This is a genomic window from Bradyrhizobium yuanmingense (assembly GCF_029167105.1).
In the GTDB taxonomy this organism is placed as follows: domain Bacteria; phylum Pseudomonadota; class Alphaproteobacteria; order Rhizobiales; family Xanthobacteraceae; genus Bradyrhizobium; species Bradyrhizobium yuanmingense_A.
The window spans coordinates 334,298-347,550 of the sequence record NZ_JARFML010000002.1 but is presented as its reverse complement, the minus strand read 5'-3'; the positions used below and the strand labels follow the sequence as shown (position 1 = coordinate 347,550).

The window sequence follows — 13,253 nt, the reverse complement described above, 5'->3', positions numbered from 1 at the left end:
GCCGCGCGAACGGTGCAGAGCGGTGGCGAAAAGGAAGTGAGGGGCGCTTGGGCGTTATCAGCAAGTGGGCCGGTCTGCTCGGGCTGTTGGCTTTGCTCGTCGGCGGCGACCAGATCCGGATCAACCGGCCGGACCACAAATACCGCCTGACGGTCGAGGTGACGACGCCCGCCGGCATCAAGACCGGGTCGGCCATTCTCGCTGTCGTGCCCGATCGCAACTATAACCGCAGCGGCCGCACCACGACGCGCGGGGAGGCCGTGTTCGTCGATCTCGGCCAGGGCAAGAACATGGTGGTCTTGCTGGCGCACCAGCAGGGCGCCAAGCTCGACCTCGACGACATCAACTATGTGGCGCTCCGCGCCTATGGCGCCGCGCGCGGCAGCCGGGTGTCGTTCAAGGACATGAGCCGGCAGACCGGCATTGTCCCGGTGCAAGGGGAGCTCATCCCCGTGCTCGTGAGCTTTGGCGATTTTGGGGATCCCAACACCGCGCGCCTTGTCGCCAGCGACAAGGCAGAGGCAATCCTGGGCGAGGGCTATGCGATCCGCAGCTTCTCCGCCGAGGTGGTGCCCAACGGGTTCTGGCCGATCGACTTCGGAGGCGCGCTCGGGGAGCCCGTGACGCGCGGAATCGAGGCGAAGCTTCCCTGGCTGGCCGCGCCGGGCGAGGCAGCGGCAATTGCGCTGAAGGCCGCGGGTCTGCCCGTGGAGGGCGGGTTGGACGCCCGGGAGGCATTTGCGCGAAAATAGCATTGCCGTCCCGCGATCCCCTCTGTTGAATTTGTTGTATCGGAGGGGCATGTTTGGGGAATCTTCTTATCGGGAGGCGCGGAACGACAGATGAGAAAGCCGGTCGTCGGCGTGATCGGGAATTCCTATCGCGTCGAGAATCGATTTCAGGTCCAAATGGTTGGCGAGCGAAACCTGCGCGCCGTGGCCGAAGTCTCCGGCGGCTTGCCGCTGATGTTCGCGGGCTCGCCCGACATCACGGATATCCCGGCGCTGCTTGATGCCGTGGACGGCATCATCCTGACCGGGGCCCGGGCCAACGTTCACCCGACCCGCTTCAACGTCGATCCCTGCGAGAAGCACGAACCTTACGACATCCACCGCGACGAAGTTGCGCTGGCCCTGTCGGTCGCCTGCGTCGCCCGCGGCATTCCGCTGTTCGGCATTTGCCGCGGCCTGCAGGAGATGAACGTCGCCTTCGGCGGCTCGCTGCATCCCGAGATCCGTGAGATTCCCGGCCGCATGAACCACCGCATGCCCCGGCTCGAGAACGGCGAGATCCATCCCGATCCGACCGTGGTGTTCGCCGACCGTCACGACGTCGAGCTGACGCCCGGCGGCGCCTTCGCGACGATTCTCGGTTGCGAGAAGATCAGGGTCAATTCGCTGCACGGACAGGGCATCCTCGATCCCGGCAAGCGCGTGCTGATCGAAGGCATCGCCGAGGACGGCACCATCGAGGCGATCCGCATCGCGGAAGCCCCGAGCTTTGCCCTCGGCGTGCAATGGCACGCGGAGTACGACCCGCAGCACAATCCGATCAACCGGAAGCTGTTCGAGGCCTTTGGCGAGGCGCTGGTGACAAGGCAGAAGGCGGCGGCGTAGGCTCCGGTTCGTTTTTCGAAGCCGGATTGCCTTGCGATGAAGCTCAGCGTCACCCTGACAACCCTTCTCCTGCTCGCATCCCCCGCCTTCGCCCAAACCGCGCCGCCGCAGGAGGGGCCGATCACCTGCGCTTCACCGGTGGCGCCCGGCGACACCGAGAGAACGTTGAAGCAGCGCTACGGCAAGGACGCCGCGATGCAGGATCTGCCGGGTGCCGAGGGCGAGAAATACAGGGCGCTCGTGCTGTTTCCGAAGACGATGGACCGCCGCATCCAAATTGCCTTCAGCGACGACAAGGCCGGGCGTGCCTCCGGCCTCACGTTGCGCGATGCCAAGACCAGCCGCTGGAGCATTGGCGGCGTCACCCTGGGATCGAGCCTTTCAGACGTGCAGAAAGCCAACGGCAAGCCGTTCCTGGTGAGCGGCTTCGAATGGGACTATGGCGGCTTCGTCACCGACTGGAAGGGCGGCGCGCTCAGCCGGCCGCTGCAAGACGGCTGCACCGTCACCATCCGCTTCGGCAAGAAGGCCGGTGCGCCGAGGTCGCTCTCGGGTGACGGCGTGAAGATCGCCTCCGACAACACGACGCTGGTGAAATGGGCGCCGGTGGTGACCGAGATTGGCGTCAACTTTCCGGACGAGTGACGATGCCGCGCGATGCGAACTCCAAATCTCGGGCCGAATAAACCAATCGGTAGGAATTGCTCCGATGCAATTTTTGCGGCTCTGATTTGTTCTTTGAGAACGAACTGGAGTCAGATGCAGAACGAAAGCTGATGGCCTCTCCGTGGCGCGGGGTTTCTCTGCCGTGTTGAATCGTAGATGCGCTCGGGCTGTGCCCAGCGAGAGCGCCGCGACCGGACTGCGTCCATCGGTCATGCCACCGGCACCAGCCTCACACCGCCCCACTCCATCCGTCGCGCGCGATAGGATTGCGTGACATCAGTGTCAGCTTGCGGAAGCTGTTCTCATCCTCATAGCCGGCAGCGCGCGCGATGGTCTTGATCTGCTGCGTCGTCGATTCCAGCAGGGTGCGCGCGTGCTCGACACGGCTGCGCATGATGAAGGATTGCGGGGGCTTGTGCGTGAGCCCCTGGAATTTTCGGTTCAACATGCGCTCGCCGAGGCCGAACGCGTCGGCAATCCTGCATGGGCATTCCCATTGCGTTGCACAATCGCAATGTTGATCTCCACGCGCAGCATTGAGGTTCATGAGAAGAATACCATATGCTCTGCAAGGGAGCCCGTGCCGTGCAGACCATGAAGGCGGCCCTCGTTGCGGCGATCACCGTCGTGGCTTTGATCTGCTGCCTCCTTCCCAGCTCAGCGGAGGAGAGCAAGCGTGTAGCCCTTGTTGTTTCGATCGACGGGGCGATTGGCCCGGCGTCAGCCAGCTACGTGCGGGAGGCTTTGGCCAAGGCGAGCGAACGGCGCGCCGAGGTCGTGCTTCTGAGGATGAACACGCCCGGCGGGCTCAATTCCAGCATGCGCGAGATCATCGCGGATGTGCTCGCCTCGCCCCTCCCTGTCATTGGCTACGTCGCTCCCTCCGGCGCCCACGCGGCGAGTGCGGGGACCTATATCCTTTACGCCACTCACATCGCGGCGATGGCACCAGGTACCAACATCGGTGCGGCGACGCCGGTCCAGATTGGCGGGCCGCTGCCGGGCCTGCCGAGCGGCACACCCGACAAGGATGGCAAAGACAAGAAGGATGGGCCGAAGGACGCGATGACGGCGAAGGCCATGAACGATGCCGTCGCCTTCATCCGAAGCCTCGCCGAGCTGCGCAACCGCAATGCGGAGTGGGCGGAGAGGGCGGTCCGCGAGGCCGCAACACTCTCTGCCAACGGCGCGCTGGAGGCACATGCCATCGATTTCGTCGCGCGCGATCAGGCTGAATTGCTGCGGCAGGTTGACGGCCGCGTGGTGGAGCTCGCAGGCGGCAAGACGCAACGCCTCGCAACAAAGGATGCCGTCGTTGAAGCCATCGAGCCCGGACGGATATCCCGGTTCCTGGCGGTCATCACCAACCCGAACGTGGCGTTCATTCTCCTGATGATCGGCATCTACGGCCTGATCTTCGAGTTCATGTCTCCCGGAGCCGTCGCCCCGGGAGTCGTCGGCGCGATCTGCCTGCTGATCGGCCTCTATGCGCTCAATTTGCTGCCGATCAACTATGCCGGCCTCGCCCTGATGCTGGTGGGACTCGTGCTTCTCACCGTCGAAGCCTTCAACCCGACCGTGGTGGTCGGCTTCGGCGGGATCATCGCTTTCGTGCTGGGAGCAATGATGCTCTTCAGGAGCGAGGCGCCTGGATACCAACTGTCTTGGTGGGTGATCGGCACCACTGCGGTCGTGTTCAGCGGCTTTGCTCTGATCGTGCTTGGCTCGCTTCGGCGCGTCCGCAAAGCTCCTGCGCTGGTCGGCGCACAGGCCATGCGCGGCTTGCCCGCCGAGGTTCTCGACTGGAACGGGAACGAAGGTCATGTCTTCGCCCATGGTGAGCGCTGGCAGGCGCGCGGCGCCGAAACCTTCAAGCCCGGAGAGACGGTGGAGGTCGCCAATGTCGTCGACCTGACGCTGCTGATACGCCGCACACCCGCCCGGACAGGCGAGGGAGGTACATCATGACGCTGGAATATCTGACGTATGCGGCGCTTGCGCTGCTTGTCATCGTGTTTCTATCCCAGGCTATTCGAATCCTGCGCGAATACGAGCGCGGCGTCGTCTTCACGCTCGGCCGCTTTACCGGTGTGAAGGGCCCGGGCCTGATACTCCTCATCCCGATCGTGCAGCAACTCGTCAAGGTCGATCTGCGGGTGATGGTGCAGGTGGTGCCGCCGCAGGACGTGATTTCGCGGGACAACGTCTCCGTCAAGGTCAACGCCGTCCTGTACTTCCGCATCGTCGACCCCGAGCGCGCCATCATCAAGGTCGGCGACTACATGGCGGCGACCAGCCAGCTCGCCCAGACCACGTTGCGTTCGGTGCTCGGCAAGCATGAGCTCGACGAGATGCTTGCCGAGCGCGACAGGTTAAACGCCGATATCCAGGAGATCCTCGACAAGCAGACTGACGTCTGGGGCATCAAGGTCACCGGCATAGAGATCAAGGACGTCGATATCAACGAAACCATGGTTCGCGCGATTGCCAAACAGGCTGAGGCGGAGCGCTTGCGGCGAGCCAAGGTGATCAATGCGATGGGCGAGCAGCAGGCCGCCGAAAAACTCGTCGAAGCCGGCCGGATCCTGGCGCAGGAGCCTCAGGCAATGCAGCTGCGTTACTTCGCGGCTCTGCACGACATCGCCGGTGAACGCTCGTCGACCGTGGTGTTTCCACTCCCCACCGGCCTGCTCGACCATTTGATGCCGCGACCTGACAACCCGTAACAGAACGCGGCGAGGTGTTAATCGCGAGCGGGCGCCACGGCTCCGACCGAGCTGCAGCGAGTGTTCACGGCGACGTGGTAGCGGTCGAGACTCCTCAAACGAAAAGGCGCCTCCTTCCGGAAGCGCCTTTTGCCTGTCTCGTCCTGTTCAGGCCGATCAGCCCGAATAATACATGTCGAACTCGACCGGGTGCGGGGTCATCTCGAAGCGCTCGACCTCGGTCATCTTCAGCTCGATATAGGCGTCGATGAAGTCGTCGTCGAACACGCCGCCGGCCTTGAGGAAGGCGCGGTCCTTGTCGAGGTTTTCGAGCGCCTCGCGAAGCGAGCCGCACACGGTCGGGATCTGCTTCAGCTCTTCCTTCGGCAGGTCGTAGAGGTCCTTGTCCATCGCCGGACCCGGATCCATCTTGTTCTTGATGCCGTCGAGGCCGGCCATCAGCATCGCGGCGAAGCCGAGATAGGGATTGGCGAGCGGATCGGGGAAGCGCACCTCGACGCGCTTGGCCTTCGGCGAAGCGGTGTAGGGGATGCGGCACGACGCCGAGCGGTTGCGCGCGGAATAGGCGAGCAGCACGGGAGCCTCATAGCCCGGGACCAGACGCTTGTAGGAGTTGGTCGACGGGTTGGTGAAGGCGTTGATCGCCTTGGCGTGCTTGATGATGCCGCCGATATAATGGAGGCAGGTCTCCGACAGGTCGGCGTATTTGTTGCCGGCGAACACCGGCTTGCCGTCCTTCCAGATCGACTGGTGCACGTGCATGCCCGAGCCGTTGTCGCCGTAGACCGGCTTCGGCATGAAGGTGGCGGTCTTGCCGTAGATGTGCGCGACCTGGTGGATGCAGTATTTGTAGATCTGGATGTGGTCGGCCATCAGCGTCAGCGTGTCGAACTTCATGCCGAGCTCGTGCTGGGCGGAAGCGACCTCGTGGTGATGCTTCTCGACCTTGACGCCCATCTTGGCCATCGCGCCCAGCATCTCCGAGCGCATGTCCTGCACCGAGTCCTGCGGCGGCACCGGGAAATAGCCGCCCTTGGTGCGGACGCGGTGGCCGAGATTGCCGCCTTCATATTCGGTGTCGGAGTTGGTCGGCAGCTCCGAGGAGTCGAGGCGGAAACCGGTGTTGTAGGGGGTGGAGGAGAAGCGCACGTCGTCGAACACGAAGAACTCGGCTTCGGGGCCGACGAACACGGCGTCGCCCACGCCCATCGACTTCACCATCGCCTCGGCCTTCTTGGCGATGCCGCGGGGGTCGCGGTTATAGGGCTCGCCGGTGGTCGGCTCGAGCACGTCGCAGGTGATGACCATGGTGGTCTCGGCGAAGAACGGGTCGATCGTCGCGGTCACCGGATCGGGCATCAGGCACATGTCGGACTCGTTGATCGCCTTCCAGCCGGCAATCGAGGAGCCGTCGAACATCGTCCCTTCGGCGAAGATGTCTTCATCGATCATGCTGACGTCGAACGTGACGTGCTGCCACTTGCCGCGCGGATCGGTGAAGCGCAGGTCGACGTACTTCACGTCGTTGTCCTTGATCGATTTCAGGACGTCTTTGGCGGTCTTCATGCATACCCCTTATGGCTCTGCGGGTCGGTTTCCAGGTGAGCAAGATTGTTCTCGCTTTTGGCGAGTTCGCGCGCGACCGCACAAACGAAATCAGGCCGCCGAAGCAGCCTTATTTCTTGTCAGAGTGTCGCAAAATGCGGGATAGCACCCGGTTCAGATAGCGTCCAGCCCGGATTCGCCGGTTCGGATGCGGATCGCCTCTTCGATGTTGGAGACGAAGATCTTGCCGTCGCCGATGCGGCCGGTCTGCGCGGCGCGGCGGATCGCGTCGATGGCGCGCTCGACCAGATCGTCGCCGATCACGATCTCGATTTTGACCTTCGGCAGGAAGTCGACGATGTATTCTGCGCCGCGGTAAAGTTCGGCGTGACCCTTCTGCCGGCCAAAGCCCTTGGCCTCGGTGACGGTGATGCCCTGCAGACCGACTTCTTGAAGCGCTTCCTTCACCTCGTCGAGCTTGAATGGCTTGATGATGGCTTCGATTTTCTTCACTGCGCGACTCCCGGCCTTTCGATCCAATAGCAACGTCTTCGTCAGGACGCGCATTTCTCAACGCACGATCTTGTCTTCTCTGTGCCGGGATCCCTGACCCGTCCGGCAACAACGGCCGGCCACGCCCTTCAAGATCTCAGTGAGCACGACGAACCGAAGCGGCTTCCTCGAAAGCAGGGTCTATGCCAAGTTGCAAATGCCCTGATTATCGGAGCGTTATCAGCCTTTTAACGAGCATCTCTGAGTGATGGTGCCGACCTGCACAAAATACCGAAGACCGCAAAATAGGCAAACGGTTCAATATATGTGCAGTTCGACGTTCCCGCCGCCGGATCGGCGCCAAAGATGCCTGTTCAAGAGGCGTTTGTACTAGGAAGTGGCATGGAAGTTCTGACCAACGCCGAAATGCAGCGCGCCGACCAGCTCGCCATCGCGGCCGGCACGCCCGGTTTCAAGCTGATGCTCAGCGCCGGCCAGGCGGTCGCCGAGGCCGCCCAGGGCTTGGTGGAGGAGGGGCCGATCCTGATCGTGGCCGGCCCCGGCAACAATGGCGGGGACGGTTTCGTGGCCGCGGCCGAGCTCGCCGCGCAGGGGCGCGAGGTCTCGGTGATCCTGATGTGCGAGCGGGACCAGCTCCAGGGCGATGCCGCCTCGGCCGCGCGCGGCTGGAAGCACCCGGTGCTGCCGTTCAACCCGCAGGCGATCGGCAGGCCTGCGCTGATCGTCGATGCGCTGTTCGGCGCGGGCCTCAGCCGCACCGTGGATGGCGAAGCGCGCGCCATGATCGAGGCGATCAACGCCAACGGTGCCCCGGTGCTGGCGGTCGACCTGCCGAGCGGCATCAACGGCACCAGCGCGGCCGTGATGGGCGTGGCGGTGAACGCCACCGAGACCGTCACCTTCTTCCGCAAGAAGCCGGCGCATCTGCTCTTGCCCGGGCGCATGCATTGCGGCCGCGTGCGCGTTGCCGACATCGGCATCGATGCGCAGGTGCTGGAGGAGATCGCGCCGCAGACCTTCGAGAACGATCCGGATCTCTGGGGCGCGGCCTTTCCGGTGCCGCGCATCGACGGCCACAAATATGCGCGCGGTCACGTGCTCGCGGTCTCGGGCGATGCAGCCGCGACCGGCGCGGCACGGCTCGCCGCGCGCGGCGCGCTGCGCGCCGGCGCGGGCCTCGTGACGCTGGCGAGCCCGCGCGATGCGCTCGCAATCAATGCTGCCGCGCTCACCGCGGTGATGGTTCGCCCCGTCGACAGCGCGATCGAGTTCGGCGAGCTGCTCGGCGACAAGCGCTACAACACCTGTATCATCGGCCCCGGTGCGGGCATCGGTGAGCGCACCTGCGATCTCGTCCACACCGCGCTTACCGCGTACCGGCATCTGGTGCTCGATGCGGATGCGCTGACGAGCTTTGCCGCAACCCCCGAGCGCCTGTTTGAATCGATCAAATCCTCGCAGGACAATGCGGTGGTGCTGACCCCGCACGAAGGCGAGTTTCCGCGCCTGTTCTCCGACCTCAGCAACAAGCATCCCGGCCGCTCCAAGCTCGAGCGCGTCCGCGCCGCCGCCGAGCGCTGCGGCGCCGTCGTGCTGCTGAAGGGCCCGGACACCACAATCGCCGCCCCCGACGGCCGCGCCACCATCGCCGCCAATGCGCCGCCCTGGCTCGCCACGGCCGGCGCCGGCGACGTGCTCTCCGGGATCATCGCCGGGCTCCTGGCGCAAGGCGTGCCGGCGTTCGAGGCCGCCAGCATCGGCGTCTGGATGCACGGCGAGGCGGGAAGCGAAGCTGGGCCGGGCCTGATCGCGGAGGATCTCACCGAGACGCTGCCGGCCGTGCACCGGCGGATCTATGACGCGCTGGGCATCGAATACTGAACGTTCACTCCACCCCGTACCAGCGCACCAGCCGCGGCGCGGTCCAGTCGGTCACGACGGATTCGATCAGCCAGCGTCCGGGCGAGGTCGCGGCGAAGGCGATGCGCTGGGTCTGGCCGGGCTCGATCGCGAGCGTGTCGAGCCAATAGGGCTTCCAGCCGTCGTCGAGCTTGTCGAGCAGCCGGAAATGGTGGCCGTGCAGGTGAAACACGGTGGTGACGGGGGCGGGGTTCTGCAGCGCCAGCACCACGGTGCGGCCGGTCTTGGCGCGGAAGGCGGGGGCGGAGGCGGTGGAGAAGGTCGCGGGCCGTACCCAGCCGGAATCGGCTGTACCGAGCGCGACATCGAACCGCAGGGCGCCTCTCAGATCGAGCTTCTCGGGCAGATCATTCGGCGGGAGCGGTTGGGGCGGCGGCAGCGGCTCGCGCTCCAGCTTCCCGGAGACGGTCAGGTTTCCGACCCGGCGCGCCTCCTTGCCATCATGCAGCAGAAATGGGGCCGAGGTGGCCGCATCCACGAAGGCGTCGGCCCGCGCACCAGGGGCCAGCACCAACGCGCCGTTGCGCGCGGGGAACGGCTCGGCCGGCTGGCCGTCGAGGGCCATCACGCGGACTTCGTGGTTTTCCAATTTGATTGCGAGAACAGAGCGTTGCGAGCCGTTGATGAAGCGTAGCCGCAGCCGCTCGCCCGCGGAAGCTGAGAGTTCGAATGAAGTCTCGCCGTTGATGGTGTAGAGCGGCATCGTGTCCTTCGGGTCCAAGCCCGGCGGGACCGCGGTGCCATCCGGCCGCAGGCGCCATTCCTGGATCAGCAGGAGCTCGTCACGATCGACGGCGACCGGGCCGGTTTCGGCCACGATGATCGGAAGCGCGCGTGCGGGCTGCTGCAGGCGGTGCTCGAAGAGGCGGAAGTCGGCCAGCAGGGTGCCTGCATCAGGCACTGAAATAATTGATGTTTCCGTCGCACCCGGCGCTGCCGGGGCGCGGCCGCGGAGCGGGTCGGCGGCCATCGGCGCGTGGAGGCTGTACCAGACTGGCGCAATCGGCACAGGGAGGTTGTTGCTGAAGACCAGCTGGCAGCGATCGAAGCGCTTGAGACGCACGTCTCTGAGGTGGCTTACGGCGGCCAGCTCCCAGATTGGTGTAGCCGGCTGACCCGGTCTCAAAGCCAGCGTTGCCGGCCTCGCCTGCAGCGCGAGCTGGGCCGTGACGGAGGGGCCTGCACCGCCCACGATCAGCCCGGCTGCCGAGGCCCCTAAGCCGGCCAAAACCTCGCGCCGATGGGGAGCATGGATCCGCGTTGTCATGGCACGATCCGGACCACGCCGTGCTGGATAAGTCCAGCCGCAGTGCCTATTTGAAGCCTGCCTCCATCAGGCCATTTTTTTGCTGCGAACAGTCAGGCGCATGCTATAAGCCCGGCCGCCCGCGGCATCGCGGCCGGTCTTGATGCAAATTCACGCGGGCGTGGCGGAACTGGTAGACGCGCTGGATTTAGGTTCCAGTGACGAAAGTTGTGGGGGTTCGAGTCCCTCCGCCCGCACCAAGCGCTTATCGCGTTTGCACGGATTACGAGGCCTGCTTCCGCGCGGATGATCGTCCGCCTGAAGCGGGTCCGATGAACCACCGGCGTGGAGGCGATCGCCTCGCGCCGGATCGATTAACGACAGCGTCCCGACGCGCGACGTGCCGGGGCCGAACGAAAAGAAGATTGGACGCCATGCAGGTCACAGAAACCCTCTCCGAAGGTTTGAAGCACGAGTTCAAGATCAGCGTTCCCGCGTCTGATCTCGACGCCAAGGCCGGTGCCAAGCTCGTCGACCTCAAGGACAAGGTCCGCATCAACGGCTTCCGTCCGGGCAAGGTGCCGGTCTCGCACCTGAAGAAGGTCTATGGCCGCTCGGTCATGGCCGAGACGATCGACCAGACCATCCGCGACACCAACACGCAGCTGTTCTCCGAGCGCGGCTTCCGCCTTGCGACCGAGCCGAAAATCACCATGCCGAGCGAACAGGCCGAGGTCGAGGAGCTGCTCAGCGGCAAGACCGATCTGACTTATACTGTCGCGATCGAGGTGGTGCCGGCGATCGCGCTCGCCGACTTCAAGAGCTTCCAGGTCGAGAAGCCCGTTGCCGATGTCACCGACGCCGATGTCGACGAGGCGATCAAGCGCATCGCCGATTCCAACCGCACCTATGCCGATAAGGGCGAGGGCGCCAAGGCCGCGTCGGGCGACCGCGTCACCATCAACTTCACGGGCCGCATCAACGGCGAAGTCTTCGAAGGCGGCACCGGCGAGGGCATCCAGGTCTCGATCGGCTCCAACACCTTCATTCCCGGCTTCGAGGAGCAGCTCATCGGCATCGGCGCGGGTGAGACGCGCACGCTGAAAGTGTCGTTCCCGAAGAACTACATGAACGACAAGCTGGCGGGCCAACCGGCGGAGTTCGAGACCACCGCCACGCTGATCGAGGCGCCGCAGGACCTCGCCATCGACGACGAGTTCGCCAAGTCGCTCGGCCTGGAATCGCTGGACAAGCTGAAGGAAGCCGCACGCGAGCGCCTGGTTGCCGAGTTCGCCACCGCCACGCGCCAGCGCGTCAAGCGCGCGTTGCTCGACCGCCTCGACGAGGCGCATCGCTTCGAGGCGCCGCCCTCGCTGGTGGACGAGGAGTTCAGCCTGATGTGGAACTCGGTCAAGGCCGAGATGGATTCCGCCGGCAAGACCTTTGCCGACGAGGACACCACCGAGGACAAGGCGAAGGAGGAGTATCGCAAGATCGCCGATCGCCGCGTACGGCTTGGCCTGGTGCTCTCCGAGATCGGCGAGAAGAACAAGATCACCGTGACCGACGACGAGGTCGGCCGCGCCGTAATCGAGCGCGCGCGCTCGATGCCCGGCCGCGAGAAGGAGGTCTGGGACTTCTATCGCAACAACGCCCAGGCGCTCGCCCAGCTTCGTGCGCCGATCTACGAGGACAAGGTGGTCGACTTCATCCTCGAGCTCGCCAACGTGACCGAGAAGAAGGTTTCGCGCGAGGACCTCTACAAGGACGACGATGCGGAAAAGACCGCAGCCTGAAGGGTTTGACGCAGCCATCTATTAATGATGATCAACGAAGAGGCCCAGCTAGCCAGGTGGCCGGCTGGGCCTCTTTGTGCGAATCAGCTTCAACTGCCCCCTCGGATTAAGCCTTAATGCGCCGCGCACTTGTCAGACGCGAATTGGGCTATATCTGTCGGTACGCCTTCTACTTCTTACCCAAGTTCCTGCATCACAGGACGTCCATTCGCCTTCCGGCAAATCCAGCCAAGCTGGCAAGCCTGCCCGGCGATGTCCGTCTCCGAAACCCTAGGTGACTCATGCGCGATCCGGTTGAAACCTACATGAACCTCGTGCCCATGGTGGTCGAGCAGACCAATCGTGGCGAGCGCGCCTACGACATTTTCTCGCGCCTCTTGAAGGAGCGGATCATCTTCGTGACCGGCCCGGTCGAGGACGGCATGTCGACGCTGATCGTCGCGCAGCTCTTGTTCCTCGAGGCGGAAAATCCGAAGAAGGAAATCTCGATGTACATCAACTCGCCGGGCGGCGTGGTGACGTCGGGCCTTGCGATCTACGACACCATGCAGTTCATCCGCCCGCCAGTCTCGACCCTGTGCACCGGTCAGGCGGCTTCGATGGGCTCGCTGCTGCTTTGCGCCGGCGAGAAGGACATGCGCTTCTCGCTGCCGAACGCGCGCATCATGGTGCACCAGCCCTCGGGCGGCTTCCAGGGCCAGGCAACCGACATCATGCTGCACGCCCAGGAGATCCTGAACCTGAAGAAGCGGCTCAACGAGATCTACGTCAAGCACACCGGCCAGACCTACAAGTCGATCGAGGATGCGTTGGAACGCGACAAGTTCCTCACGGCGAACGACGCCAAGGAGTTCGGCCTGGTCGACAAGGTGATCGACAAGCGCGCCGAGGAGCCGGCGCCGGCGAAGACCCCGTAGCACTACCGAGCGTCACGACGAGCCCTCGGTTTGCCGTGGACCCGTCAGGGCGGCGTTCACGTTAGGTGCGCGTGCGCGCGGCGCAAAACGCGGTTTTGCGCCCTGCGACAAGCAGAAAGTTCCGCTTTCGTGCTTGTTTTTCGTGGCAATCCAGCAACGCCGGGGTGTTTTCGATCACTTCGCCCGTGCCAAGACCGGAAATCACGGTATTGTCACGGGTAGCCGGCGACCCCCGATTAGCGAATTCTTGATAGTCGGGTGACAGCATGGTTGGCTACGATTGATCGGCTATGATCGCGGGAGAATCG

13 protein-coding genes and 1 tRNA gene are annotated in these 13,253 nt (G+C 64.3%); 9 read left to right on the top strand and 5 right to left on the bottom strand.

The window, feature by feature from the left end:
• Positions 1-47: 47 nt before the first annotated feature.
• The 3 genes from P0R31_RS04415 to P0R31_RS04405 all read left to right on the top strand — a co-directional run bounded on the left by P0R31_RS04415 (position 48) and on the right by P0R31_RS04405 (position 2,261).
• The gene (locus P0R31_RS04415; RefSeq protein WP_275513014.1) at positions 48-752 is read left to right on the top strand and encodes a hypothetical protein; all 705 of its coding nucleotides are present in this window, start codon (positions 48-50) and stop codon (positions 750-752) included.
• Positions 753-842: 90 nt separating this feature from the next.
• On the top strand, positions 843-1,616 hold the full coding sequence (locus tag P0R31_RS04410) for a gamma-glutamyl-gamma-aminobutyrate hydrolase family protein (protein WP_275513013.1): 774 nt from the start codon (positions 843-845) through the stop codon (positions 1,614-1,616).
• Between the two features lie 36 nt (positions 1,617-1,652).
• The gene (locus tag P0R31_RS04405; protein ID WP_275513012.1) at positions 1,653-2,261 is read left to right on the top strand and encodes a hypothetical protein; all 609 of its coding nucleotides are present in this window, start codon (positions 1,653-1,655) and stop codon (positions 2,259-2,261) included.
• A gap of 250 nt (positions 2,262-2,511) precedes the next feature.
• Here the strand turns inward: P0R31_RS04405 and P0R31_RS04400 are convergent, their stop codons facing one another.
• Positions 2,512-2,730: a helix-turn-helix domain-containing protein gene (locus P0R31_RS04400; RefSeq protein ID WP_275513011.1), complete on the bottom strand. Its 219-nt coding sequence runs from the start codon at positions 2,728-2,730 to the stop codon at positions 2,512-2,514.
• A gap of 137 nt (positions 2,731-2,867) precedes the next feature.
• Between P0R31_RS04400 and P0R31_RS04395 the strand changes: the two genes are divergently transcribed.
• Positions 2,868-4,250: an NfeD family protein gene (locus P0R31_RS04395; protein ID WP_275513087.1), complete on the top strand. Its 1,383-nt coding sequence runs from the start codon at positions 2,868-2,870 to the stop codon at positions 4,248-4,250.
• Entirely contained in the window at positions 4,247-5,008 is a 762-nt protein-coding gene (locus tag P0R31_RS04390; RefSeq protein ID WP_036010294.1) for a slipin family protein, read from the top strand. The genes P0R31_RS04395 and P0R31_RS04390 overlap by 4 nt, the downstream gene beginning before the upstream one ends.
• A 156-nt stretch (positions 5,009-5,164) precedes the next feature.
• Here P0R31_RS04390 and glnA read toward each other — a convergent pair whose 3' ends face one another.
• Complete coding sequence (gene glnA / locus P0R31_RS04385; RefSeq protein WP_036010292.1) at positions 5,165-6,574, bottom strand: type I glutamate--ammonia ligase; 1,410 nt, start codon at positions 6,572-6,574, stop codon at positions 5,165-5,167.
• A gap of 153 nt (positions 6,575-6,727) precedes the next feature.
• Positions 6,728-7,066 (bottom strand): P-II family nitrogen regulator, encoded by a 339-nt coding sequence (locus P0R31_RS04380; RefSeq protein ID WP_007603495.1) that lies wholly within the window; start codon positions 7,064-7,066, stop codon positions 6,728-6,730.
• A 381-nt stretch (positions 7,067-7,447) separates the two neighbouring features.
• Between P0R31_RS04380 and P0R31_RS04375 the strand changes: the two genes are divergently transcribed.
• A complete protein-coding gene (locus tag P0R31_RS04375; RefSeq protein WP_275513010.1) occupies positions 7,448-8,947 on the top strand; it encodes an NAD(P)H-hydrate dehydratase in 1,500 nt (499 codons plus the stop codon).
• Between the two features lie 4 nt (positions 8,948-8,951).
• On the opposite strand, the gene P0R31_RS04370 is transcribed toward P0R31_RS04375, so the two are convergent.
• Positions 8,952-10,253 carry a multicopper oxidase family protein gene (locus tag P0R31_RS04370; protein WP_275513009.1) on the bottom strand — a complete coding sequence of 434 codons (1,302 nt, stop codon included), beginning with the start codon at positions 10,251-10,253 and terminating at the stop codon, positions 8,952-8,954.
• A 154-nt stretch (positions 10,254-10,407) separates the two neighbouring features.
• Between P0R31_RS04370 and P0R31_RS04365 the strand changes: the two genes are divergently transcribed.
• The 3 genes from P0R31_RS04365 (at position 10,408) to P0R31_RS04355 (ending at position 12,945) form a co-directional block, all read left to right on the top strand.
• A tRNA-Leu gene (locus tag P0R31_RS04365) sits at positions 10,408-10,492 on the top strand.
• A gap of 174 nt (positions 10,493-10,666) precedes the next feature.
• Positions 10,667-12,028 carry a trigger factor gene (tig, locus tag P0R31_RS04360; RefSeq protein ID WP_275513008.1) on the top strand — a complete coding sequence of 454 codons (1,362 nt, stop codon included), beginning with the start codon at positions 10,667-10,669 and terminating at the stop codon, positions 12,026-12,028.
• Positions 12,029-12,309: 281 nt separating this feature from the next.
• Positions 12,310-12,945, top strand: a complete 636-nt coding sequence (locus P0R31_RS04355) for an ATP-dependent Clp protease proteolytic subunit (RefSeq protein WP_275513007.1) — start codon at positions 12,310-12,312, stop codon at positions 12,943-12,945.
• 61 nt (positions 12,946-13,006) lie between these two features.
• Here P0R31_RS04355 and P0R31_RS04350 read toward each other — a convergent pair whose 3' ends face one another.
• Positions 13,007-13,213 (bottom strand): hypothetical protein, encoded by a 207-nt coding sequence (locus P0R31_RS04350; RefSeq protein WP_157283534.1) that lies wholly within the window; start codon positions 13,211-13,213, stop codon positions 13,007-13,009.
• Between the last annotated feature and the right edge of the window lie 40 nt (positions 13,214-13,253).